The organism is Schleiferilactobacillus perolens DSM 12744, from assembly GCF_001435585.1.
Lineage (GTDB): Bacteria > Bacillota > Bacilli > Lactobacillales > Lactobacillaceae > Schleiferilactobacillus > Schleiferilactobacillus perolens.
In genome coordinates this window covers 86,148-110,856 of the sequence record NZ_AZEC01000004.1, presented here as the reverse complement: position 1 = coordinate 110,856, position 24,709 = coordinate 86,148, and the positions used below count along the sequence as shown (strand labels likewise).

The window sequence follows — 24,709 nt, the reverse complement described above, 5'->3', positions numbered from 1 at the left end:
TTTAAGCTCCTTTTTCTTGTTGTTGATCACGGTACCAGCGGGCATGATTGGCGCGTCCACCGACACTAAAGCGGGCGGTACTCTCTTCAACCGGCACTGTCGCATCGGCGTCACCTAAGGGCAGTTGCGCGGTAAAGACCTGCTCATATTCAAGCACGTTCAGTCGCACCCGGGCAGAGAGCATCTGCTGGATACCCGCTTGGTCAATCCGATTGGCAAAATCCGGTTGCAATGTGCCACTAAAGAATTCGCCCACCGCACCGGAACCGTAACTGAACAGGCCGATTCTGTCGCCTGATCGGATAGTTTTATCTTCGCATATTAAACTCACTAAGCTCAAGTACAAAGAACCGGTATAGATGTTGCCAATGCGGCGAGAAAGCTGACTAGCGGCGGCCAATCGTTCCGTCAATCGCTGGTGGTCTGCATCATTCATGGCTGGTGCCAGGGCGGCCAATGCCTTCTTTCCCATTTTGGTAAAAGGCAAATGGAAAAGCAGTGCCGCATAGTCGCCATATTGATCATGATGCTGGGACTGATGGCGGGCAAAGACCTTGCCGACGAAATCCAGATAGGCCGATGTGGAATAATGGCCATCCACCACCGGCACAGTCATGCCAGTGGGTCGGAAAAAGTCCGGGATGTCTTCGGTGTAAGCCAGCGCATCGTCGTGCAGCACCAATAATTTAGGTTGCGCACTCACAACCAGCGCCACGGCCCCAGCGCCCTGGGTGACTTCGCCGCCGCTGGCTAAACCATAGCGGGCGATATCGCTGGCAATCACCAGTGCTGTTTTATCCGGATGGGCAGCGACAAAGTCTCGGGCCGCCAATAAACCGGCGGTACCACCGTAGCAGGCCTCTTTAATATCGAACGCCCGCACCCACGGATTAAGATGCAGCAGCTTGACTACGGAAATGGCCGCGGCTTTACTTTCGTCAACCCCGGATTCGCTACCGACGATCACCATGCCCAGCCGCTCGTCCAGACTGTCTGCTGGCAACTGATTGGCCGCATTGGCTGCCAGCGTCACCACGTCTTGAGTGGCCGGGGTGACAGTCATCTGGTCCTGACCGATCCCAATCGTATATTTCGCCGGTTCATCACCGCGGGCGTGGGCCAAATCCACAAGATCCACATACCAGTGGGGGGTGAAAAGACCGATTGCGTCAATCCCAATATCCATCAATTTTCTCCTTTGTGTCGTAATTGGCTTAACAACTGTTGGGCCAGGGTTTCCGAAGGCTTATCGGCCGCGGCTAAAGCGGCCGCCAACGGGGCGATTTCTGCCGCTGTGGCGCCGACTCGAACAGCCAATGAATCATACTGCAGCCGCATGTGCCCACGTTGAATACCATCGGTCACTAACGCATGCAGTGCCGCCAGATTCGCAGCCAGGCCGACGCTGGCGGCAATGGCCTGTAACTGGACTGCACTCGGCTGGTGCAATAGCGCCAATGCCTGCTGCGCACTCGGCAAGACTTTGGTGGCGCCGCCCACAGTGCCAACTGGCAGCGGCAGCGTCATTTCTCCGTGCAAGCCATCCGTTTCCACGTGCCAGTGACTCAGACCGCAATATTGGCCGGAAACCGCCGCATAGGCATGCGCAGCCGCATTCACCGCGCGGGTATCGTTGCCAGTCGCCAGCACAATAGCTTCGACGCCGTTCATGATTCCTTTATTATGGGTCACTGCCCGCCGCGGATCTGTTTGCGCCCAATCCGCCAAAGCCTGGATCCGCTGAGCAACCTGTTCACCCGACCACGTTTTGGTGGTGAGCTGATCAAAGGCAACTGTCACGGTGAGTTGAGTGAGACTATCCCGGCCGTCATTCGTCAGCACGGCAAAGAGCACTTCTGCGTTGGTGAGTTGAGTGACCGTACGAGCCATGGCTTCTAAAATATCATTCATGATATTAGCCCCCATGGCGTTGCCGGAATCCACCGTGACGATGATGGCTGCATCACTTTGGCCCACCCGTTTAATTTGTATCTGACGAATGGCGCCGCCGTGACTGGTCAAAGTGGGATGGGCAGCCAAGCCAATACGCTGCAAATCGGCCTGATGATCTTGTAGGATCGTTAAATCACTAGCAGATACATGCTGTAAGCCAATTTGACCCGTCACGCCATGAATATTTTTAACCACTTGAATGGTCCGGCCCTGACTCATCATTTTGAAACCATGGCTAATCGCCGCCACGACGGATGGTTCTTCAGTGGCCAAGGGAATCGTCACTGCCTTGCCGGCAATCTGCACATTGGGTACCACGCCCACGGGCAGGCTCATTTGGCCGATATTATTTTCACTCAACCCCAGCAAAACAGTCTCTGGTAAAGTTGTCTGAGTAGACCAAAAATCAGCCTGGGCCTGCGTCAGGATTCCTTGATCAACCAGCAATACCCGTCGCTCAGCGGGACTGAGCTGCCAAAATTTCTTAGTCATCGGGCAGTGTCACACCCATCCCGACTGCCATCCCACCACCAATACACAGTGCGGCCACACCACGATGTAAATGCCGTTCCTGCAAGGCATAGATCAAAGTCGTGAGAATGCGGGCGCCAGACGCCCCCAGCGGATGACCGAGTGCTAAAGCCCCGCCATTCACATTGACCTTGTCAGCGGGTAATTCTAATGCGCGCATGACGGCTAAAGACTGCGCCGCGAATGCCTCGTTAAGTTCATACAAATCGACATCAGCAGGTGTCCAGCCAGCCTTTTTCACCACATGGGGAATCACCCGGGCGGGCGCGAACCCCATGACGGATGGTGCAATCCCCCGTTCGTCAAAGGCAGTCAGCTCAGCCAGCCACGGCAAGCCATGGGCCTCGGCCACATCTTTGGCCATTAAGACCAAGGCTGCTGCGCCATCATTGATGCCAGAGGCGTTCCCCGCCGTCACCGTGCCATCCTCTGTGAAAATCGTCCGCAGCTGCGCCAATTTGTCCATGGACGTGTTCGGACGAATGCCCTCGTCCGTCGTCATTTCACCAATCGGCACAATCTCATCAGTGAAGCGGCCCGCCTTGGTGGCCAGGGCCGCGCGTTGATGGGAGATCAATGTGAATTTGTCCTGGGCTGCTCGGGAAATATGAAAATCGCGGGCGACCCGCTCGGCCGTCATGCCCATGGGTTCATGGTTGATGGCATCTGTGAGTCCGTCCGTACTCAAACTCTCTTCTACCGCCGGAGCAGTGTCATTATCGGTATGACGAATCAGCCCGGGGGCATTGGACATACTCTCGGTGCCGCCCACCAAGACGATGTTGGCTTCGCCCAACTGAATGGCCGCCTGACCCAAATGAACGGCCTTCAACCCGGAACCGCACACCTGGTTAATGGTCATCGCCGTACTGTCATCGCTCATTCCCACCTGTAAAGCAATCTGCCGGGCAACATTTTGGCCGTTACCGGCCGCCAGCACATGCCCAAAAATCGCCTGATCAATGGTATTCGGATCCACGCCGCTCTCACCAATTGCCGCCTTGGCCGCATGGATACCCAAAGACACTGCCGACAAATCCTTTAACGCGCCGCCCCGCTTACCAATAGGGGTCCGTTTAGCGCTTAACACGACTACCTGTCGCAAAATATGGCTCCTCCGTTCGGATGCTTTTCTGAAACTCCATCATACCGGAGGACCGCCTTAAATACTAGCGTTTACCCACTGGCTTAAGTGTTTTTCAATTTTCCCAATTTGTTACAATTAAGGTAGTCAGGAAAGGAGACCGCGATCATTATGCATGTGGGTGAATTGTTATTATTAATGGCCGATATCCGGCCCAATGTGCCCATCTTTTTTGACCAAAAAGGCAAACCCATCCCCGTCACCGAAATCAGCTGGACGAAATCCAACGTGGAAACCCCAGCCGCGCTCTTCCACCTCGACCCCACCGGACACCCCCGCCGCCAATGGGAACTCACCGCCCTCCTAAAAGAAGCTAACCGCCCCACCGACCAAATCAATGTGATCACCAAGGAGGGACCAGTCCTGATCTTTGGTTTTCGCTTAGTCAACAAACATATTTGGCTGGGTTGAACATCTTTTCTAGCGCAAATTCAGTGGTGAGTCGGGGATAGCCAATGCGTAGTAATCGGAGGTGGCAGGGGGCTCAGCTGTGGAAACCACACCGCGCGCGGTTTTTGCGCGCGGATGTGGTTAGGCGTGTTTGAGACCGCGCGCTTTGCGGGCTCAAACCGCCGTCACAGCTAGCTACGCCTGCGGCTACGCACTAGCTGCGCGTCGCAGCCCCCTGCCACCGGAGATTACGAAGCATTGGCGGCCGCCTGGGGGCCAAAAAAAGAGCAGCCATCACGGCTGCCCCTTCAAATTCACAAATATTGGTTATTTCTTCTTTGGCGCCGGTGCATCATCAAACCCCGCCACCAATTTCTTCAAGTACGCATGCAGCTCATCCTTAATCTCCGGATGCTGCAAACCATACTCAATCGTCGTCTGCACATAACCAAACTTATTACCGACATCATACCGCTTACCCGTAAACTCCCGAGCAAACACCCGCTGCGTCTTGTTCAACCGATCAATTGCATCCGTCAGTTGAATCTCACCGCCCCGGCCAGGTTCCTGCGTATCCAGCAAATCAAAGATCTCTGGATTCAGCAGATACCGACCGATAATGGCCAAATCACTGGGCGCTTTATCCACCGGCGGCTTCTCCACGAAATTCTTGACGTTATACAAGCCAGGTTCCATTTCTGAAGTGGGATTGATCACCCCGTACTTAGACACTTCATCATGAGGTACCCGCATGACCGCCAAAGTGGACGCATGGGTCTTCTCATAATCATCCATCAATTGCTTAGTCAGCGGCACATCGCTCATGGCCAAATCATCGCCCAACATGACGACGAATGGTTCATTGGCGACAAAGGACTTCGCTAAACGGACTGCATCCCCCAAACCGCGTTGGTAGGATTGGCGGATGAAGTACAGGTTGACCCCAATGTTCGTGGTCTCCTGTTCAAGTTTCAATAAATGATCCTTGTGTTGCGAACGCAATTGTTCTTCCAGCTCGGGAGCAGAGTCAAAATGATCCTCAATGGGTCGTTTGCCTTTGCCAGTGATGATCAAAATGTCTTCGATCCCCGATTTCTTGGCTTCTTCAACGATAAATTGAATCGTCGGTTTATCAACAATGGGAAACATTTCCTTAGCCATTGCCTTTGTAGCCGGCAACAAACGGGTACCGAACCCGGCGGCCGGAATCACTGCTTTGCGTACCTTCATTGATTAATCAGTCCTCACTTTTTAATGTAACGGTATAAAACCATCATAACGGTAATAGGGGTAAAAAACTACCGCTTTGCCATGTGTCTTTTGTGAATTTTTCGTAAATCCGCAATTCGGCCCGCGCTGACTTCCGATTCACCATGACGGACTTCTTGCGTAATGGCGTTGACCACCGCCCCAAAGACAAAAATGGTGGCCGACCAGTTGATCCACAAGAGCACGATCATGATCGTCCCGATCCGGCCATAGGAGTTCCAACCCGTCCCAAAGTAACGCATGTAAATGGAGAATCCTTGGGATAACAGTAGAATGCCGCCGGTAGACACGATTGTCCCCGGAAAGATCGTCCACCACCAGATTCGGGCGTTAGGCAGTAAAAAGTACAACATCATTGTTAAAACCAAAATGGCGCCCACTGCCACCGGCCAGCGTAAGGTCCGATAAGTCGCTAACCACGCCACAGGGAGCCGCAATATCGGCGTGAGCCATTCTAGAAACTGACCGCCGAAAATAAAGAGCACCATTAACACGCCGAGGGCAAGCACAAACCCCAGCGTAATGACAAAACTGAACAGGCGCCGGCCCAGAAAATTGATCAAGCTTTGTCGAGTACTGGCCGCCGGCGGCAACCCATAGGCATAATTCATCGCGTTGCGCATGGCATTGAACCCCCGACTGGCAGTCCACAGCGTGGTCACAATACCAAAGGACAGCAAGCTGCCGGAACGATCCTGCAACAATGCAATGACGGCCGGTTCAAGCGCATTCAAAATACTGCGCGGAACCACCGGGTTCAAATAACTCAAAGCAAATTCCGGCGTCAATCCAAACATTGGCAGCATGTTCCCGATGACAATGATCAACGGGAAAACGGATAACAATAAATAGTATGTAATCATCGGCGGTGCCGTAATCACCCCCGGCTCCGAAAAGCGCGCAATCACAGCATTCAAAAAGTCGCCCACCAACGCAAACTTAGACCGCGGCCGCGCCGTTGTCACAAACCCCGGCACCACCTGCCGCTTCGCCCCCGTCGCATGCATCAACCGATAATGCGGAAACCCCCGCCTCGCCATCACTGTCACCTTCTCTACTATTGATCTACTCCTCTAATTCTACCAGAGAAAGACGCTCCCCCGCCCCCTGAAGCATAAAAAAACAGGACTCTGACAATAGTCAGAATCCCGCCATATCCAGTGCCAATGCGGAGCAATCGGAGGCTGAAATGGGCTCAGCTGTGGAAACCACACCGCGCGCGGTTTTTGCGCGCGGATGTGGTTAGGCGTCTTGAAAACCGCGCACTTTGCGGGCTTCAAGCGCCGTCACAGCGTTCCAGCCCATTTCAGCCGTAGATTGCGCAGCATTGGCACGGCCTGGACGCACCTAGTTACTTCGCAACCTTCTCCACAAACGGGTTCTCAGTCACACCATTATACAAATACTTCGCATCAAACTCCGGATCTTGACTCGTCAAAATCTTCGGCCCGTCATTCGTAATCACCAAAGTATGCTCATACTGGCAAGACTTCGACTCATCCGCAGACACATAATATTCCCAAGTATCACCGGGCAGCGTCTTCGACTTAATCTTCCAAGTCCCCAAGTTCACCATCGGCTCAATCGTAATTGTCATCCCATTACGCAACCGCAAACCCTGGCCCGGTTCGCCATAATGCGGTACGTTGGGTGCTTCATGCATCGTCGGGCCAATGCCATGACCGATCAGATCACGCACATCGCCCATGCCTTCTTCGCCTTCGACGTAGCTCTGAATCGCATAACCAATATCACCGATCCGGTTACCCACCTGCGCCGCATCAATACCTAAGTACAGTGCGCGATGCGTGACCGCCATCAAGTGTTGATCCTCTAATGAGAGTTTGCCCACCGCATAGGCCCAGCAAGAATCACTCTCATAACCGTCCAAATTCACGGTCATGTCGACTTTCACCACGTCGCCGCTGCGTAAGATTAAATTCTTACGGGGCTCAGCGTGGGCGACTTCGTCGTTGACCGCGACACACGTCGCATATTTATATCCTTCAAAGCCCTTTTCGGAAGGCTTGCCGCCATGACTCGTAATGAAATGGTCAGCAAATTCTTCGATCTCCCATGCGGAGATGCCAGGCTTGATAATGTCCCGTAAACCGATATGGGTCGCCGCCAATAATTGCGCTGACCGCTGCATACCGTCCAATTCGCGAGGTGATTTTAATGTAATCAACCGTCGATTCCTCCTTGTTTGTTTCAATGGCGATTATAGCATAAGAACGGGCAAAACACCTCCGTCTTGAGGTATGCCGACCAATCGTCAGTGACCATTTTCATCAATGTTGCTCCATTAAAACGCATTCGTGCAAAAGTTGCAACGAATCTGCCTGCTTAGAGTTGACCATCGGCAGATTGCTGCGCAGGCGGTGTGTCGGTGCGCACCGTTTGCCGCATCTTGCGACTCTCCGCAGAGATTTGCCGCTCCTTTTTCCGATCAAAGGGATACAGAATAATGGCAATCAGCCCGATCCACATACAGATCAGGGGCAAAATACCGGTGGCAAAGCGTAACCCCCGGATGGCCGCGGCACTTTGCACCGCTTTGGTCCCGTCATAGCCGGTCCGGCTCATGATCGTGGTAAACAAAACCATCTGAATGCTGGCCAACGACGTATTGAAGATGGAAAACAGACCGCTATATAAACCGGTTTTCCGCACGCCGGTGCGCCATTCGTCTTCATCAATGATCAAGGCGTTCATGGGGGCCGCGGCAGTGGCGAAGTAAATCGTACAGAAGACGATCAAACCGTAATAAATGTAAACTTCCCCCACCGTATGGGCAACGGTCAATCCCAAATAACCAATGGTGACCGGAATCATGCCGATATAGATGTTGATCTTCGTTCCCCACTTTTTCACAAAATAGTTCATCAACGGCATCAGCGCCAACGCAATCAGGTGGGTAATAAAGCCCAGCAAGGTCGCGGTGGTGCCCTTCGCGTGAATCACCGCATCCATGTAATACAAGTACGATGTGGAATAATAGCCCAATGCACTCATGGCGATGATGCTGTACGCGATACTCGTGAGGAACGGCCGGGACTTGATGATTTGCCAGGACGCCCTCAAGGTTTCTTTATTGTTCCGTTTGGCCGGTTTCAGCGTGGCATACATTTCCGGAGTATCTTTCAACCCCCGCAGCGCCAGGATGAAGACCACAGTTTGGACGGCCACGACGATGGATAATACCGGGATAAATAATGATTTGTTGCCCCCGCGGAATAGCAATAAAGTGGGAATCATTGCAGCTAAAAAGGACATCGCATAGGTTAAATAGTTGCCAATCGTGCCAATGTCCAACCGCTCTTCCTTGGTTGGTGCGGCGATCTGCACATAGGACCCATACGCCACCCCATAGGCCGTCGCGGCAGTATCGAAGAAGAACAGCTCGGCGGTGAATACGCCAAATTTCGCCCATTGGCTCCAACTGGGCTGGGTGAACGCCATGGCCAAAGTAGTGATCATCATGAATGGTACGGTGACGTGCAACAAATACACATACTTCCCATGTTTGGGATTGTACGGCTGGCGATCGATCAACGCCCCAATCAGCGGATCGTTGACGGCATTCCAAATATTGTAGATTAAGTAAACCAGCCCCACCAAGCCAGCACTAAGACCGATCACATCGGTATAGTACTTGATGTACACCTGATGAATGATTACCTGGCTGACCGACAGAATCGGTGCCGGTAAGGATATCTTGAGCTTTTGAGTAAAAGAAAGTCCAGAACTCTTGAAACTAAAGGAATCAATCAACATCTGCAAAAACCGCGACCGTTGTTTTGTTTTCGCCATGTCCAAGCCCCCATGCCCACGTTATTTAATTACTCTTAGAATAGCACAACAGCCGTTATTATTGAAAGCGATTGAATTGCCGCAGCGTTGTCGATTTTGCGTTTTGAAAACACTTACGCTATGGTAGAAGTAAGAATTGGAGTGGTATGTATGCAAATTGGAATTCCGAAAGAACTCAAGAATAATGAAAATCGAGTCGCGCTGCCCCCTGAGGGCGTCCACGAATTGATTCATGACGGCCACACTGTTTATGTGGAACACGGGGCCGGAATTGGTTCTGGTATCCCCGATGAGGCTTACGCAGAGGTGGGGGCCACCTTAGCCAGCGCTGCTGACGTATGGGCCAGTGACATGGTGATGAAGGTCAAGGAACCGATCGAATCTGAATATCATTTCCTGCGGCCGGGGTTATTGCTTTATACGTACCTGCACTTAGCCGCCAATAAGCCGCTGGCCGAAGCGTTGTTAAAGGCAAAGGTCAACAGTGTGGCTTACGAAAACGTGCAAAAAGATGACGGCTCTTTACCGTTGCTATCCCCCATGAGTGAAATTGCCGGTAGTCTGGCTGCCCAAATCGGTACCCAGTACCTGCAAAAGAATAATGGCGGTAAAGGAATCCTGCTGGCCGGTGTCCCCGGTGTCCGCAAGGGTCGCGTTGTCGTCATCGGCGGCGGGGTCGCTGGGACCAACGCCGCCCGGGTAGCGTTGGGTCTGGGCGCCCGAGTTACCATCTTAGATATCAACGTGGATCGGCTGAAGGAAATTGATGAACAATTTAATGGCCGGGTCCAAACCTTGCTTTCTAACACCAGTAATATTGCCAAATCCTTGCTGACGGCAGATGTTGCCATTGGTGCAGTCTTGCTGCCTGGTCACCGGGCACCAACGTTAGTCAGTCGCCAAATGGTCCACGATATGCCGAATGGTTCTGTGATTGTTGACATTGCCATTGACCAAGGCGGTATTTTTGAAACCGGCAGTAAAGTCACGACCTGGGATGACCCCACTTATGTGAACGAAGGCGTCATTCACTATGCCGTGGCCAACATGCCTGGGGCAGTACCGCAAACGGCTACCTATGCCCTGAGCAACGCCACGATTCACTATGCGCAGTTGCTGGCCGCGAAGCCTTTACCGGCATTGTTGAAAGAAAACAAGGACCTGTACCGCGGCACCATCACTTATGACGGCCACCTCACTTTGGGCCAAGCCGCCGCCGACATCGGTCTTGATTTCACGCCGCTCAATCAATTAATTTGATCAAAATTGCTTTCCTTGCTCTGTTTGCTATAATTTTGGTATCTATTTAAGCTGAAATTCATCAGCAATCGGAGGAATTGGAATGGCAAGTGCCAAAATTGTGTATGCTTCAATGACTGGGAACGACGAAGAAATCGCCGACGTCTTGGAAGAAGCCTTTGAAAACCTGAATGTCGATATCGACGTATCAGAGATCTCCCAAACCGATGCGGCGGAATTTGAAGACTACGACATCTGTATCGTGGTCACCTACACATATGGCGACGGCGAACTGCCCGACGAAGCAGTCGATTTTTTTGAGGACTTACAAGAGGAAGATCTGAGCGGCAAAATCTTTGGTTGTGCCGGCTCTGGCGATACTTTCTATGATGATTTTGCCAAATCTGTGGATGACTTTGCGGAGGCCTTCAAAAAGACCGGCGCCAAGGAAGGGGCACCCGTCGTGAAAGTGGATTTGGCCCCGGAAGAAGACGACATTGAAGCACTGAATGACTTCGCAGACAAATTGGTAGCCGCCTATCACGCCGAGAACTAGGGTGATTAAATGGTCAACTGGCATGCGCTGTATCATCGCTACCGCCACTTTTTACGGTATACGTTTTATGGCTTCATCGCTTCTGCGGTGAATGTCGGGGTCTATTTCCTGTTTACCCATGTATGGCAATGGCCATACATCATTGGCAACAACATTGCCTGGCTGATTGGCAACATCGTGTCGTTCTTGTTGACCAAATCATTGGTTTTCCATAGCCGCTATGATGACTGGCTGGTGGTGACGAGTGAAGCGGTGTCTTTCCTCGGTTTCCGCCTGTTATCGCTGGTGGCCGATAATGTGATCATGTTTGTCGGTATTTCCCTCATTCACATTCCCAGTATGTGGACTAAGATCGGGGATCAAATCCTGGTCGGTCTGTTCAATTACGCCACGTCGCGCTGGACTTTTCTGAAGCAAAATCATTTTGCCGCAGAACGAATCAGGCAACGGCGGGACGCAAAAAAGCGCATCGAGTAATTTCTGCTCGCTGCGCTTTTTTCGTCTCGTTGATTGTTACTTAAATTCAGTCGGTCGTTCTTGCCGATCGCCGTATTGATACAGGATGGCGTCCAGAATCCGCTCGGTGGCGTGGCCGTCACCATATGGGTTCTTGGCTTCCGCCATTTTTTTGTATTCTGTCGGATCATCCAGTAACTGGCGCATGGCGGACTCAACCTCCGCCGTTTGCGTACCCACCAGTTTCAGGGTGCCCGCGGCGACCCCTTCCGGCCGTTCCGTCGTATCCCGCAAAACCAGCACGGGTTTACCCAATGCCGGCGCTTCTTCCTGAACACCGCCGGAATCACTCATGATAAAGTAACTACGCGCAGCCAGGTTGTGGAAATCCACCACGTCCAAAGGATCAATCAAATGAATCCGCGGGTCGTTCCCCAAAATATCGTGGGCGGCCTTTTGCACCACGGGATTCAGATGGACCGGATAAACGATTTCGACATCATCATAACTGTCGATGACTCGGCGCATCACTTTAAAGACCCGCTGCATCGGTTCGCCCTGATTTTCCCGGCGATGCATGGTGACCAAGATCATCCGCTTCTGCGGATCCACCAGATCCAACACGGCGTGGTGATAATCGTCATGAATCGTATACTGCAACGCATCAATGGCGGTATTCCCGGTGATATAAATCTCTTTAGCCGGGTGGTTTTCTTTCAATAAATTATCCCGGCTGGTGGTCGTCGGCGCAAAATACATATCTGCCAGGACATCGGTCAATTGCCGATTCATTTCCTCCGGGAACGGTGAGTATTTATTCCACGTGCGCAGCCCGGCTTCCACATGGCCGATGGCGACTTGTTGGTAAAAGGCAGCGGTGGCAGCCGCAAAAGTCGTGGTGGTATCCCCATGCACCAGCAAAATGTCTGGCTTTTCCTTGATCACGATGGGTCCCAGATTCTCCAAGACACGGGTCGTAATATCCGCCAACGTTTGATTTTGATGCATGATATTCAAATCGTAATCCGGTTTGATTTTAAAAATATCCAGCACCTGCTGCAGCATTTCCCGATGCTGCCCGGTCACGACGGTCACCGGAATGAATTCATCGGTCCGTTTCTTCAGCGCCAGCACCACCGGGGCCATTTTGATAGCCTCCGGCCGGGTGCCAAACACCGTCATCACTTTTACTTTTGCCAAGACGATACCCACTTTCTACTAAACACTCAATTCAAAGTTCATTATACCGGTTGTCTGGAACTGAACCAACCAGGTTACCCGGTCTTTGCGAAAACACAAAAAAACACTGTCGCAGAAATCGCACCTTCCACAACAGTGTCATTGACGTTAACGAATATTCAGCCGGGGATGGACATCCTTCGCACTGGAGGATTGAAAGGCATGCATCGGCGTGCAATCGTTGCTTTGGAACCGGTCCGTGTTAATAAAGTCGTTGATTTGGGCCGTGAGGATCTGAATCATCTGCTCCTGCGTAATATCCAAGTAGCCAGCGGACACTAAGGCAGAAATACCGGTGGAAATGATCCAATTGCCGGTGATGATGTCATTCTTACGGCGTTCGGTGAGGTGGTCGACGTTGGGATAAAGCTGCAGGCGTTCCATGCCTAAATCGTAAGAAAAACGGCGCATGGCATCGTGCCCAAAATGGTCCTCAATATAAATTGCCCGATAAAGTTGTTTATCGTTGCGCGCAAGATCCACATAAGACAGACTAAGATCAATCAGCGGATCATCGGTATAGTGCCGGTTAAAAACATCCTGACGCAGATAATCCTGAATCTTCTTGATTACCGCTTCCTTCAAATCATCCATACAACTGAATTCCAGATACAAGGGTTGGGTTGAACAGCCCATCGATTTTGCAATGTTGCGGGCCGTAAAGCTCTTGAATCCTTCGTTGACGACTAAGTTGTAGGCACTGGTTAAAATCATGTCCTTCGTAATCGTCTTTTTACGAGCCATGGGGGCGCCTCCTCTTTTGCATTCCAACGTTATTTTTCAATATGAAAATCCGTCCACTCAACAAACCCCGAAACTCCTCAGAGCAACGGCAACAGTTATTGCAATTGCTTCCACTGTTATATTATCACATCTTGTAAAGTTAACAACCGTTTTTTAACTATTATTTTGGGGTAATTAACGAACATCTGTACTTTTTTCGCGGCATGTTATACTAAAAGTCACTTGAACACGTTATGAATGGAGGATTTTTATGTCATTTTCCTTGTCAGAACAGCTTTCCCGGTATGCCAACCTCATTGTGACGTTCGGGGTCAATGTGCAACCAAACGATACGGTGGTACTGCAAATTAATACAGACCAAGCCCAGTTGGCCGAACTGATCGTGGCCGCCAGCTATGCCCACGGTGCCGCCGAAGTGCAAGTGGCCTGGCAAAATGATGCCATTGCCCGGCAAAACATGCTGCATCAACCGGAAGAACGTCTGCTGGCGATCCCGGCCTATGAAGGTGAGAAGATCAACTACTGGTTATCCCACCACGCCAAGCGGATCTCTGTGGTGTCCAGTGATCCCAACAACCTGACCGGTATTGATGCCCAGCGGATCGCCAAGTTTCGGCAAGCCCAGGGATCGGTTCTGCGGCCGTTGCGGGACGCCACCCAGAATAATCAGGTAAGCTGGACCGTCGTGGCTGCCGCCAGTCCGGCGTGGGCAAAATTAGTTTTCCCTGAGCTGGACGAACAAGCTGCCACCGCCAAGTTGTGGGCTGCGATCTTCAAAACCGTCCGGCTGGATACCCCGGACTATCAAGCCGCTTGGGATAAACACATTGCTCTGCTGCTAGAGAAAGCGCAGTGGTTAAATGACCAGCAGTTCACTGAATTGCACTACACCTCTCCCCGGACCGATTTGCATATTGGCTTGCCGGCCCACCACGTCTGGGAGGCGGCCTCTTCTCAAAATACCCAGGGTGAACGATTTGTGCCGAATATGCCCACCGAGGAAGTGTTTACGGCACCGGATCGGAACCGCATCAATGGTTACGTCACAGCCACCAAGCCGTTGTCCTATAGCGGCCAAACATTGACCGGAATGCGGTTTGAATTTGCTAACGGCCGCGTCGTGAAGGCACAGGCTGCACAGGGGGAAGACGTTTTACAGCACTTGTTGAATACGGACGCGGGAGCGCGATCATTGGGTGAAGTGGCGTTGGTCCCGGATCCGTCACCGATCTCGCAGTCGGGGATTACGTTCTTTAATACGTTGTTTGATGAAAATGCGTCGAACCATTTGGCGTTGGGGGCGGCGTACCCGTTTTCGTTGGCTGGTGGCACTGAGATGGATGATGAGCAGTTGCTGGCGGCGGGGATTAACCGGAGTTTGATTCATGTGGACTTCATGGTTGGGAGTGCGGATATGGCTATTGATGGGATCAAAGGGGATGGGAGCAGTGTGCCGGTGTTCCGGCATGGAGACTGGGCTTAAGCCTGCCTGCCGTGCCAATGCTGCGCAATCTCCGGCTGAAATGGGGCTGGAACGCTGTGACGGCGCTTTGAGCCCGCTGAGGAACGCGGTCTCAAAGTCGCCTAACCGCATATAAACTTGCCCAGGACCGGGGCAAGTTTATTGCGGTTTCCACAGCTGAGCCCCATTTCAGCCTCCGCTTGCTCCGCATTGGCACTACCTGTATCGTGATTCGTAAATCCATACGGCACTAAAAAACGAGAGCCTTGGCAAAAATTAGCCATAGTTCTCGTTTTAGTATGGTTCAAAGTCTTATTATTCTGCGATGACTTGATGGCGGCCGTTGGCGGTGACTTTGAGGGACCACCAGGCGACGGCGATGTCGACGAGGATGGTGATCACGATGCGCCAGATGCCGAAGCTGGCGGGGACGATTTCTTGGTAGATGCCGTAGCTAAAGATGGCGACACCACCAACTAGCAATAGTGCTGTGGCCAGGTACCAGGTGGGACGGCCGAATGCCAAACCCTTTTGGCGTTGGCGTTTGGCGATCCAGGGCATGAGTACCCCGAGCATGATCATGCCGATCGTCACCACGATGTTCAAAATCAGCGACCAAGTATACAAGTTCGTTCCTGGTTTTGCATCCACCGGCTGGAAGGCCATGATGGCGAAGAACAGTGTGATCGCAAACATCCAAGTGCCGACGGCAAATCCGACTTTGTCATTCTTTAAATAGGTATAACTCGGTGTCGGATACCGATCGGAATGCAGGCGGACCATCATGAACGCCCAGAACAAGAAGCACGTGGAGAACGGCGAGACAATGCCGTTCAGGTTCAATAACCAATTAAAAATATCATTAATTTGGGGCAGGAATCCGGCGACGACCATGATAATGCCGCATAGAATCGTCGTCATCCAGTAGCCGTTGATCGGCAAACCGTCCTCGTTGACCTTCGTCAATTGCGTGGGCATGTATTTCTTGGCCATATCCCCGAGGAACACCCGTGTTGAGGCGTCCAAAATGACCGCCAGTTGGGCCAGCATGTATATACACTGGACACCAGCGAACAGATAAAGCAAAATATTGCCCAAACCAAACTGCCGACCGATCGCCTGAAACGCATAGTACGACCCGTTCATTTTCAAATCATTGGGCAGATGATGGGCATTGAAGTACACCCCCAACGAGAAGGTGCCCAATAGCGTCATGAACATGGTCATGACAGCGATCAGCTTCAATGCTTTGGGGAAATCTCGGCTGGGGTGCTTCATGTCTGCCGTATAAGGCGCCGCTAATTCTGAACCATTCATGGCAAAAATGAACAGTGCGAAGGTGGCCAAGAATTGCAGGTTGAAATGTTTGGGTAAAAACGCCCCAAAGTTGAACGGTTGGGTCTTGATGGGGTTACCCGCACTCAAGCCGGCGATGGTCATGAAGACAAAGAGCACTGTCATGATAAACATCGCCCCACCGCCGATCACCGACATAATTTCCAAAGACTTGTTCTTGAAGCGGCTTTGGAACCAAATGAAGAAGACAAAGACCACGGCGGTCAACAGGCCGAACCAGGCGTTGTTCATATGCGATTGAATGTCCCCGTCCCCATTGGCCATCCAGCCAAAGGAAACAACCACAGAATTGGCCACATCGACCACGTATGGCAACCCGGTGATCCAGTAGAACCAGGCGGCAAAATAACCGATCAAGTCGCCGTTCGTTTCCCGCACCCAACTCGTAATTCCCCCCGCGTCGCGGCTGAAGGTCGACCCGAGATGTGCTACGATCAAGGAGTAAGGAATCACGTACAGGAAGGTCATCAGAACCCAGCTGGTGACAGCCACCAGCCCTTGATTCTGAAAGTTATAAATAATATCGTCGAAACCGATCACGGTCACGAAATCCATCAAGGCCACCACGATCCATGGGATGTAATGGTTCTTGGTGGGTGTATCGTCTTGCATATTGCGTTACCTCCAAAATGGCGTGCTTAGCTGGTGAACGTTCGGTTTTACCAGCCGTCAGAAACGGGCATTATGCAGATGCCGATACTTGACCCGGTGGTTTATTTCGATAATCTATCTTGTGCACGATGGCTGTCCTCCCAATATATAAGTGCGCAATTTCCACTTGATTTTACTGGAAAATCAAGACATTTTCAAAACTTTTTTCAACTTAGAAAGGATGATTCGTAATGGCGTCATTATTCGACTCTGTGAACACGGCCCATGAACCCTTGGCCGCCCGCATGCGCCCCCAGACACTGGCTGATTTCATTGGTCAAGACCAGTTGGTGGGCGAAAACAGTGCGTTGCGGGAAATGATCGCCCATGACGATGTCCCTTCTCTAATTTTCTGGGGCCCGCCTGGCACTGGCAAGACCACATTGGCGGAGATCATCGCCGCCCAAACCAAGGCCCACTTCATCCGATTCTCCGCCGTCACCAGCGGGATTAAAGAAATCCGCGACGTGATGAAGACGGCCGAGGGCAACCGGCAATTTGGCGAGCACACCATCGTCTTTGTGGATGAAATTCACCGGTTTAACAAAGCCCAGCAGGACGCCTTTTTACCCTTCGTCGAAAAAGGCAGTATCACTCTGATCGGGGCAACCACCGAGAATCCATCATTTGAGATCAACTCCGCCCTGCTCTCCCGGTGCAAAGTCTTCGTGCTGCACCCGCTCACCACAGAGAACATCACCGCCATTATTCAACGAGCGATTGCCAGTCCGGCGGGATTGGGGCCGCAAAAAGTGCAGATTGATGACGACGCTTTGCAAATCATGGCCGAATTTGCCAACGGTGATGCCCGAATTGCGCTGAATACTTTGGCCATGGCCGTGCTCAATAGCCCAAAGAATAAACAGGGCGGCATCACTTTAACCAAGCAGGTGTTAGTCCCCTTGTTGGGCAAAAAATCACTGCTGTACGACAAAAAAGGCGAGGAACACTACAACATCATTTCAGCATTACATAAATCCATGCGCAACAGTGACCCCGACGCCGCCGTGTATTGGCTCGCCAGAATGCTGGAGGGCGGCGAAGATCCGTTGTATGTCGCTCGCCGACTGATCCGGTTTGCGAGTGAAGATATTGGGTTGGCCGACTCCCGGGCATTGGAAATTGCCGTGGCGGCATATCAAGCCGCTCATTTCATTGGCATGCCGGAATGTTCTGTGAATTTGACCCAGTGTGTCATTTATCTGAGCTTAGCCCCAAAGTCCAACGCCGCTTACACCGCCTATGATGCCGCCAAGAAAGACGCCCAGGCCACCGTGGCTGAACCAGTGCCGTTGCAATTGCGCAACGCGCCGACTAAGCTCATGGCGGATCTGCACTACGGTGAAAACTATCAGTATGCCCACAGCACCAAGGATAAAATCACCAACATGCAGACCATGCCGGACAACCTGGTTGGCCACCATTATTATCACCCCACCGACCAAGGCTCCGAGGTGAAATTTGCCGCCCGCTTGGCCCAAATCGAAGCTTGGCACGCCAAACATGACACAGACAGCCCGCCCGACGAAAAAAAGTGACCCGGTACCCTTGCATTTTTAGCTGTAAGTTTTATAGTTATAGATGTTGGTTCTTGGAGGTTTAGCTCAGCTGGGAGAGCACTTGCTTCACGTGCAAGGGGTCACAGGTTCGAGCCCTGTAATCTCCATATTTTTTACCAGTGTACAAAAAGGTCAGTCCGCAATTCATTTGCAGGCTGACCTTTTTTGTTACTTCGTCCGGCGCTTGATCGCCCGATTCCGCGACCGGTAATACAGATATACCCATGTCGCCACAAGCAGCACCACGACTAGGATACCGATGACGATCCAAACGAGCTTCATTTGATCCTGATGGGACGTGTTGTAAGCGTTCATCTGGCTGGTTTGGGCGCCAGTGATGCTAAAGTCCTGATTGACGACCTGCCGTTTCAGAATTCGACCAGCTGTCACAAGGCGCAGATGATAATCGCCACCGGGTAGATTTTTAATGGGAAAAGTCCATTGCCACTGGGAATTTGGGGCAAACTTCAAATCTACTCCAGCACTATGAAAAACTTTCTTGCCCGTCGTGCGGTTGGTCACCGTCAGATCCGTGGTCACCCCATCGGCGTACATCGCCTTGTTGTTGGTGGCTGGCAGTGCTAACGCCAGTTTACCCGCTTGGACCACGGGCTGAACTTGACCAAACTTCACAGTGGGCTTCACATTCATGTCTTTGCCCTGAAGCACCACACTCTTCTTGTATGCCACTTCCGTGCGGATTTGCGCATCGGCAGGTGACACAGTGGCCACTGTATAAATACCCCCGAGGATCACACCATCATAATCTTTGGATGGCGTCCTCAGCTTGAAGGTCACAATTTTACTTTGCTTCGGATCTAAAGTCACCGACTGCGTACGCGGGCCTTGGATCAACGAAGCAAAACTCACGGCTGCACGGGGGTAAATATCTTTCTGGGTGGACGAATAGATCACGACAGCATTGGTGCTGGTCGTGGCATTGTTTGCCTGCACCCGGACTGTGATCTTCTCTTTGCCGGTATTGATGACCTGCGTTTGCAAGGTCTGCTCCGTTTTTGGGGGTAATTTTAACTGCCAGTACTGCAACTGAGCGTTCATTTGCGTTGACGGTAGGATGACATTGATCGCATAGGACTTTTGACTACTGGCGCCGTGCACGATCGGCGTGCCCAAACCGAGGAAAGCCACTAAAAGAACCAACCAACCAATCCATCTATTTCGAAATCGTCGCATCGTACTCCCCCGTTCATTTCGACTATTTTAATTGTACCAGGTCGCGATTGTGCCAGACAAAACAATCTCTCGGATCAAACCCGGGAGATTGTTTTTCATTCAGTAGATCAGATGCCGTCTGATCTCGATCCTAACGTGTACCGAATTGTCGCCTTGTACTGGCCGCCGATTGGATTGTCGCTGCCTGCTGGTAAAATTAGTTGTGCACTTGGATAGTACCGTGTTAATCCCTTTCGTGCATCCACATCTTTTTCGTGCAAGCGATTCAAATAATACAGCTGCTTCGAACTCCAATCAGAATTTAGATCCTGTGCCTGGTGGTTGTAATATTGCCACCATTCATCCTTGGGTAACGGTTGCGCAGGTGTTGGTGTGTATTGTGTTGGATCTTGATAATCTGATGGTTGCTGCTCTTTATCGCCTACACTCGTACTCGTGGACGGCTCGCCCCAGTCGATTTGCCAGTCATTATGAGAACTAGCACCATTCACAAACGGACTCATGGCCATCAAGAGTCGCCACGATGATTGACCCGCTATGGTGGTACTATTATCAACCACTGTAAACTGTGCATCCTTCAGTGCGTCTGAATTCTTAGTATTCAACCCATAGGATGTTTGGCCAGTATCTGTTTTAGTCTTGGGAAGACTATGTTCTCCAAAATCTAAAGTCGGTACATGTGTCAACGATGGATTACGATACACATTAAAGTCGATCCCATTGGATTCCCCAAACATGTTGTTGTCGGAGTCCAACAGCAGATCCATGTATTCAGTGAGCAGCGGTACTTTCGCGGAATCTGCGGCACTGGCAATTTGATACTTGTATGTCCAGGTGATTGTCTCCGGTACTGTGGTAAACGTGACTGGGTAACTGACAAAATTGTCCCCCATCCAGCCGCCTGTATCCACTTGATCACCGACAGAAGCACCAGCAGTGGTCACGTTGAAATCACTCACCGTCGTGCCAGGGATCTTGGGAATTCGGACAACGAATGACTTTGTGCCATCCTTCTTTGGATTCTTGGTCGCGGTCGTTGTCACCCCAACAGTTTCCTGTTCACCGGTTAAAATGTGTGTCGTTGGGTTGCCAGTTTCGGAAAATGACTTCTTCAGTAAATACGAATCATTTAAGCCGTTCTGGCTCAGTAATAGAAAGTTGTTGTCTTGAACATAGCTCTCATTGCCCTGATCATATGTTTGTGGCTCAAGCCAATCATCTGTTTGCGCGGATGACGCGACTTTGCTCGGATCGTACTTAGGGACAGTGTATCCAGTCACCGTATGCACATCTGCTAAGCGTGCAAACTTGACAATGTGATCGAAGAAATAGTCAGATGCTGCACCAGTCACGGGTGCTTGATATTTCAAGGAAGCTGTATCGTCCGAAGCTAAATCAAATGTATCGTCTTGGTGGATTTGTGATGGATGCTGTCTGCCCCCAGCTTTACTTTCCAAATCCATATCCAAGCCATGCGTATCTGGGGTTACCTGGAAAGGCTGCTTTGCCGTGGTGGGTAAAATGCCCTGCTGGCTGAGCGTACCGGATAAGTCAGTACGAAAACCATCCTTGGTATATTTTGCCAAAGAATCCCGATAAGTCCCTGTCGGCTTGATTACCTGCGTACCACTTTCCAACGCCTTACGATCTGCAAGCAGCACCTCAGGGGTCAAATCCAAAGTTGGATTCAATGACTGGTCCAATCCCAAACTGGCGTCGGCTAAAGCTAGATTATCTGGCCCCATGGTGCCCGTGTATTTCCACGTTGCATTCTTCAACGATTTATTGACATTAGTACCCGTGATGTTCTCACCATCGGCATTGTTCACACTCACTTTAACCGGATTGTCTGTAGTGTCATAAACTTCTGTGGGTTCAGCTACAGGCGACGGCGTGCTCTTTGAATAGTCATACAGGGAATATACGTTGGCATAACGCATCGGATCAATGGTCCCTGCTTGGGTTGCGGATGGTATGCCCGGATCTGTATATGACTTGACCACAGATTGATTATTAATACCCGCGTTGACCAAAATTCCATCAGACCCTGGATCAGGTGTCGCCGTCCGATAGTTCAGATCATCACCAATTTTACCGTCGGAGTGTAACGTATCTGTCTTGCTCTTATGCGTGCTGTTTTCATCCCAATAATCGCGATCGTACGGCACAATGGCGCCCGTCCATGAAGTGAAATTGGTGTAAGTGGGATATTTCCGCCCATTATTGACTTGATCTTCTTTTATAACGGCATAATCCATTGGTGACGTACCCGCCTGTAGTTGAGTCAACAAGTGCGAATTGGGATAAACGATATTACCGTACTGATCTTTACTGGTCGTGCGGTCCAATGCGGTGCCCTGTTTATCGCCAGTTTGGATTTTGAATTGGCCACGGGAATCATGCCAGGTAGTCCCATATGGATCAACCAATTGAGAGGAATCGTACATCGAAATTTGTATAGGTGAACGATTAGCATTGGTTGAATCTGTTGAAACTTTGCTCCCATCATCGCCCTTGCCATCACCTTTATTAAAACCGCCATCTGCATATGGCGATGCAAATAATTTGCCCTCAGATAACGCAGAAATGAGCGGTTGTTTACTCCCTTGATACTTTGACATATCAAAGGAAAAATTAATATGTGCATTGCCGTAAAACGGTTTTTGCATGTACTCTGAAGTAATAGAGGAAATAAGTGGTTGAATCAGCTGCGATGGGATATTGAGAGCAATCCATAGGGCTTTCAACCATCCGTCTGGCTCAGTTACAGTCGCTCGCGTGGAAGGGTAAATTGGTGAATTCAATAGTGTTACCGTTCTCCCAATATTTCCCAGTGAATAAACCGGACTAGCGACAAAAAGGCCCGTTAATAATTGGAGGAAATAACCACCCGGATCTTTGGGAGCAACTTCATTAACGAGCCCTGCGATTGGATCCCAAACAGAGTTGTTAGATAGCTTCGACGCCGTACTCTCTGGAAAATTAGGAATTCCATCATGGGATAGCTCATCATCATCTAGTGAGGTCTGATCAGCACTACTATTGTAATCAGTTTGGCTTGGATCTGTCGTCAATCTATCCAAAGTAGTCGCGCTTTGTTGCCCATTGTCTGAATCACTCGCTGTCTGTACTATTCGATTATGCAAATAATCAGCATAGTCTGCTGAACTCTTTGGTAAAAGCATTTGTGCACATGAAAGATCTCCAGACTTTGCGGTGTTGAAATTAAAAGGAATACCTTTAACTTTTAAGAAAAACGCCTGAGGATCATGCGGGTCCAAATAAACGTGATGATCAAATTGAAGCGGAAATGTGAGTCCACGAATTGGCTTATTTGTCACGAGTGGGATATTCACCTTTGCCGTATCAATATTTAAATTATAATATGATTTGCTCCAATCAATTGATGCAGCAAATGAGCGGACATCAATCCCCTTTGCAACTTTGGCTCTAACCATGACGCCCCAATTACCAGCCAACATTCCATCCACAGTTGTCTCTGATTGAGCAAGTTGTGCCCTAATTGGGACATTCCCCGTCACCTGTAAGTAACCATTTCTGAACGACTGCCCATCGGCAAGTCGATAATTGGGCCCACTAACTTTTGAATGGACAGTATCTTGCCCATTTTCTTGCTGAATAAACATCTTATCTCGGTTAGTCGTTAAAGCTGTCCCGCCTTGTGCAAAATCCGCTGCTGTTTGATAATCTGAAACATCCATCAAATTGTCTTTGTCAACATAATTAATGGAAAAGAAAGCATCCCCGTGGTCAGCATAGGAGTCCAAAAACTGAATATTAGTCGTTGTCCCAATAGTGCCCTCGCTCCACTCTTTGTCTGTCTGTGTGAAGTCAGATGGCCCGATTGCCATATTTTGAATCACATCGTACGCCGAGCTAGGTGTCGTAACTTTGTCATTGGTATCACCGCCTTCATAACCATCGGCGGAGTCTTTAATCCAGCCATTATACCCCCACTTAACAAACGAGCCTTCAGAAGCAGTCCGCTCCCGTTGCAAACTAGGAATGTAATATGTATTCCATGGCGTGTTAGGCTCAGCGTTACCATTTGAATCCACACTGCCCAACTTGGGCACATAAGACCCACCATTATTCGCACTCACATCCGGTGCATTATCCACGACGTTCCCAATGGTATCTGCCGCCACCATTTCAACTGACCCCGCTAGTACGCCGCCAGTAGCTAACACCGACAATAAAAACACACCCAGATGCAGCCAAGTTTTCCTTCCCTGTTGTTTTCTCATGTTCATAGTCCCCCATATGTATAACAAAATTTCGTTAACCCATGTTCAGCTGGTATATTCCACAAGTCAGCCAAACTATCACATCACTACCGTACTGCTTTTCCCACCACATAATTGTCAACTTTCAGAAATTTCATATACGAAAATTAAATCTGGGGCCTTTCCCCATGCGCACCTTAGTACTTGGGTGGTATCCTAGAGGTGTAAGGGATGCTCAGGGAGTATACGCGAAAGGAATGGTTGTCATGAAAATTGGATTTATTGGTACAGGTAATGTGGGGAAAGCATTAGCGCAATTGTTTACCCACGCTGGCAATGATGTCGTGATGAGTCACCGGCACAGCGTCGATAGTCTGAAGCCGTTGGTCGATAAATTGGGGCCGCGGGCGACTGCGGGGACGATTGAAGAGGCTGCTGAGCAGGATTTAGTCGTGCTCGCCGTGCCTTTCTTCGCGATTCGGGAATTGCCCGTGCCGTTTCCCAACGATCCGATTATTTTGGATGTCACGAATTACTTCCCCAACCGGGATGGCAGTATTATGAATCTGGAAAAGCACGAAGAGGCCACCTCCGAGTTTGTTGCGCGGCAATTGCACAGTGATAAAGTCGTCAAGGCCTTCAACACGATTGCGATGGCGCGGATCACGTCATTACCTAAACCCGCCGGTAATGCCCGCCGGATCGCTGTCCCCATCGCCAGTGATAATGCCGATGCCAAAGCGACTGTCGCCAAATTAATTGATGCCGCTGGTTTTGACACTTACGACTTAGGCAGTTTGAGGGACAGTATCATCGCCCAGTCAGATGGTCCATTGTTTATTTCTGTTGGCACGAAGGCAGACATGACGGCCCGGTTAGCAAATATTAAACACTAAGATGGGGTTT

Annotated in this window: 19 protein-coding genes and 1 tRNA gene; 8 read left to right on the top strand and 12 right to left on the bottom strand. The window is 50.6% G+C overall.

Features of this window, described 5'->3' with window-relative positions; translation table 11 throughout:
- Window position 1: 1 nt before the first annotated feature.
- From FD09_RS05800 to FD09_RS05790, 3 genes are read right to left on the bottom strand one after another with little or no spacing between them, the layout of a single operon-like run.
- Window positions 2-1,186 carry a hydroxymethylglutaryl-CoA synthase gene (locus FD09_RS05800; protein WP_057819285.1) on the bottom strand — a complete coding sequence of 395 codons (1,185 nt, stop codon included), beginning with the start codon at window positions 1,184-1,186 and terminating at the stop codon, window positions 2-4.
- A complete protein-coding gene (locus FD09_RS05795) occupies window positions 1,186-2,445 on the bottom strand; it encodes a hydroxymethylglutaryl-CoA reductase, degradative (protein WP_057819283.1) in 1,260 nt (419 codons plus the stop codon). The genes FD09_RS05800 and FD09_RS05795 overlap by 1 nt, the downstream gene beginning before the upstream one ends.
- On the bottom strand, window positions 2,438-3,589 hold the full coding sequence (locus tag FD09_RS05790) for a thiolase family protein (protein WP_057819282.1): 1,152 nt from the start codon (window positions 3,587-3,589) through the stop codon (window positions 2,438-2,440). Before FD09_RS05790 ends, FD09_RS05795 begins: the two co-directional genes overlap by 8 nt.
- Before the next feature lie 150 nt (window positions 3,590-3,739).
- Between FD09_RS05790 and FD09_RS05785 the strand changes: the two genes are divergently transcribed.
- On the top strand, window positions 3,740-4,039 hold the full coding sequence (locus tag FD09_RS05785) for a hypothetical protein (protein WP_057819280.1): 300 nt from the start codon (window positions 3,740-3,742) through the stop codon (window positions 4,037-4,039).
- A 306-nt stretch (window positions 4,040-4,345) separates the two neighbouring features.
- Here the strand turns inward: FD09_RS05785 and galU are convergent, their stop codons facing one another.
- From galU to FD09_RS05765, 4 genes are all read right to left on the bottom strand, one after another.
- Complete coding sequence (gene galU, locus FD09_RS05780; protein ID WP_057819278.1) at window positions 4,346-5,248, bottom strand: UTP--glucose-1-phosphate uridylyltransferase GalU; 903 nt, start codon at window positions 5,246-5,248, stop codon at window positions 4,346-4,348.
- Between the two features lie 68 nt (window positions 5,249-5,316).
- On the bottom strand, window positions 5,317-6,327 hold the full coding sequence (locus FD09_RS05775; RefSeq protein WP_057819276.1) for a YihY/virulence factor BrkB family protein: 1,011 nt from the start codon (window positions 6,325-6,327) through the stop codon (window positions 5,317-5,319).
- Window positions 6,328-6,638: 311 nt separating this feature from the next.
- A complete protein-coding gene (map, locus tag FD09_RS05770; protein ID WP_057819274.1) occupies window positions 6,639-7,475 on the bottom strand; it encodes a type I methionyl aminopeptidase in 837 nt (278 codons plus the stop codon).
- 158 nt (window positions 7,476-7,633) lie between these two features.
- Window positions 7,634-9,100 (bottom strand): MFS transporter, encoded by a 1,467-nt coding sequence (locus tag FD09_RS05765; RefSeq protein WP_057819272.1) that lies wholly within the window; start codon window positions 9,098-9,100, stop codon window positions 7,634-7,636.
- Between the two features lie 150 nt (window positions 9,101-9,250).
- On the opposite strand from FD09_RS05765, the gene ald reads away from it, so the two are divergent.
- The 3 genes from ald to FD09_RS05750 all read left to right on the top strand — a co-directional run bounded on the left by ald (window position 9,251) and on the right by FD09_RS05750 (window position 11,372).
- Window positions 9,251-10,360: an alanine dehydrogenase gene (gene ald / locus FD09_RS05760; RefSeq protein ID WP_057819269.1), complete on the top strand. Its 1,110-nt coding sequence runs from the start codon at window positions 9,251-9,253 to the stop codon at window positions 10,358-10,360.
- 82 nt (window positions 10,361-10,442) lie between these two features.
- Window positions 10,443-10,895 carry a flavodoxin gene (locus tag FD09_RS05755; RefSeq protein ID WP_057819267.1) on the top strand — a complete coding sequence of 151 codons (453 nt, stop codon included), beginning with the start codon at window positions 10,443-10,445 and terminating at the stop codon, window positions 10,893-10,895.
- Window positions 10,896-10,904: 9 nt separating this feature from the next.
- The gene (locus FD09_RS05750; RefSeq protein ID WP_057819265.1) at window positions 10,905-11,372 is read left to right on the top strand and encodes a GtrA family protein; all 468 of its coding nucleotides are present in this window, start codon (window positions 10,905-10,907) and stop codon (window positions 11,370-11,372) included.
- Window positions 11,373-11,408: 36 nt separating this feature from the next.
- On the opposite strand, the gene wecB is transcribed toward FD09_RS05750, so the two are convergent.
- Window positions 11,409-12,551: a non-hydrolyzing UDP-N-acetylglucosamine 2-epimerase gene (gene wecB, locus FD09_RS05745; protein ID WP_057819262.1), complete on the bottom strand. Its 1,143-nt coding sequence runs from the start codon at window positions 12,549-12,551 to the stop codon at window positions 11,409-11,411.
- A 147-nt stretch (window positions 12,552-12,698) separates the two neighbouring features.
- A complete protein-coding gene (locus tag FD09_RS05740; RefSeq protein ID WP_201782859.1) occupies window positions 12,699-13,334 on the bottom strand; it encodes a TetR/AcrR family transcriptional regulator in 636 nt (211 codons plus the stop codon).
- A 250-nt stretch (window positions 13,335-13,584) separates the two neighbouring features.
- Between FD09_RS05740 and FD09_RS05735 the strand changes: the two genes are divergently transcribed.
- Window positions 13,585-14,817 (top strand): aminopeptidase, encoded by a 1,233-nt coding sequence (locus FD09_RS05735; RefSeq protein ID WP_057819261.1) that lies wholly within the window; start codon window positions 13,585-13,587, stop codon window positions 14,815-14,817.
- A gap of 294 nt (window positions 14,818-15,111) precedes the next feature.
- On the opposite strand, the gene FD09_RS05730 is transcribed toward FD09_RS05735, so the two are convergent.
- Entirely contained in the window at window positions 15,112-16,764 is a 1,653-nt protein-coding gene (locus FD09_RS05730) for an APC family permease (protein WP_057819258.1), read from the bottom strand.
- 230 nt (window positions 16,765-16,994) lie between these two features.
- Here FD09_RS05730 and FD09_RS05725 point away from each other — a divergent pair, with 230 nt between their 5' ends.
- Window positions 16,995-18,341: a replication-associated recombination protein A gene (locus tag FD09_RS05725; protein ID WP_057819257.1), complete on the top strand. Its 1,347-nt coding sequence runs from the start codon at window positions 16,995-16,997 to the stop codon at window positions 18,339-18,341.
- A gap of 55 nt (window positions 18,342-18,396) precedes the next feature.
- Window positions 18,397-18,469: transfer RNA gene (locus FD09_RS05720), tRNA-Val, on the top strand.
- Window positions 18,470-18,530: 61 nt separating this feature from the next.
- Here the strand turns inward: FD09_RS05720 and FD09_RS05715 are convergent.
- Together FD09_RS05715 and FD09_RS05710 are read right to left on the bottom strand one after the other, a co-directional pair.
- Window positions 18,531-19,556 carry a DUF916 domain-containing protein gene (locus tag FD09_RS05715; protein WP_083487589.1) on the bottom strand — a complete coding sequence of 342 codons (1,026 nt, stop codon included), beginning with the start codon at window positions 19,554-19,556 and terminating at the stop codon, window positions 18,531-18,533.
- A gap of 107 nt (window positions 19,557-19,663) precedes the next feature.
- Complete coding sequence (locus FD09_RS05710) at window positions 19,664-23,824, bottom strand: hypothetical protein (protein ID WP_057819251.1); 4,161 nt, start codon at window positions 23,822-23,824, stop codon at window positions 19,664-19,666.
- 245 nt (window positions 23,825-24,069) lie between these two features.
- Between FD09_RS05710 and FD09_RS05705 the strand changes: the two genes are divergently transcribed.
- Entirely contained in the window at window positions 24,070-24,699 is a 630-nt protein-coding gene (locus FD09_RS05705) for an NADPH-dependent F420 reductase (protein WP_057819250.1), read from the top strand.
- Window positions 24,700-24,709 lie beyond the last annotated feature (10 nt).

Bases quoted from the DNA above. Each gene is read 5' to 3' on its own strand.
- FD09_RS05800 (WP_057819285.1), bottom strand. From the start codon at position 1,186: ATGGATATTGGGATTGACGCAATCGGTCTTTTCACCCCCCACTGGTAT.
- FD09_RS05795 (WP_057819283.1), bottom strand. From the start codon at position 2,445: ATGACTAAGAAATTTTGGCAGCTCAGTCCCGCTGAGCGACGGGTATTG.
- FD09_RS05785 (WP_057819280.1), top strand. From the start codon at position 3,740: ATGCATGTGGGTGAATTGTTATTATTAATGGCCGATATCCGGCCCAAT.
- galU (WP_057819278.1), bottom strand. From the start codon at position 5,248: ATGAAGGTACGCAAAGCAGTGATTCCGGCCGCCGGGTTCGGTACCCGT.
- FD09_RS05775 (WP_057819276.1), bottom strand. From the start codon at position 6,327: ATGGCGAGGCGGGGGTTTCCGCATTATCGGTTGATGCATGCGACGGGG.
- FD09_RS05765 (WP_057819272.1), bottom strand. From the start codon at position 9,100: ATGGCGAAAACAAAACAACGGTCGCGGTTTTTGCAGATGTTGATTGAT.
- ald (WP_057819269.1), top strand. From the start codon at position 9,251: ATGCAAATTGGAATTCCGAAAGAACTCAAGAATAATGAAAATCGAGTC.
- FD09_RS05755 (WP_057819267.1), top strand. From the start codon at position 10,443: ATGGCAAGTGCCAAAATTGTGTATGCTTCAATGACTGGGAACGACGAA.
- FD09_RS05750 (WP_057819265.1), top strand. From the start codon at position 10,905: ATGGTCAACTGGCATGCGCTGTATCATCGCTACCGCCACTTTTTACGG.
- FD09_RS05740 (WP_201782859.1), bottom strand. From the start codon at position 13,334: ATGGCTCGTAAAAAGACGATTACGAAGGACATGATTTTAACCAGTGCC.
- FD09_RS05735 (WP_057819261.1), top strand. From the start codon at position 13,585: ATGTCATTTTCCTTGTCAGAACAGCTTTCCCGGTATGCCAACCTCATT.
- FD09_RS05730 (WP_057819258.1), bottom strand. From the start codon at position 16,764: ATGCAAGACGATACACCCACCAAGAACCATTACATCCCATGGATCGTG.
- FD09_RS05725 (WP_057819257.1), top strand. From the start codon at position 16,995: ATGGCGTCATTATTCGACTCTGTGAACACGGCCCATGAACCCTTGGCC.
- FD09_RS05715 (WP_083487589.1), bottom strand. From the start codon at position 19,556: ATGCGACGATTTCGAAATAGATGGATTGGTTGGTTGGTTCTTTTAGTG.
- FD09_RS05710 (WP_057819251.1), bottom strand. From the start codon at position 23,824: ATGAGAAAACAACAGGGAAGGAAAACTTGGCTGCATCTGGGTGTGTTT.
- FD09_RS05705 (WP_057819250.1), top strand. From the start codon at position 24,070: ATGAAAATTGGATTTATTGGTACAGGTAATGTGGGGAAAGCATTAGCG.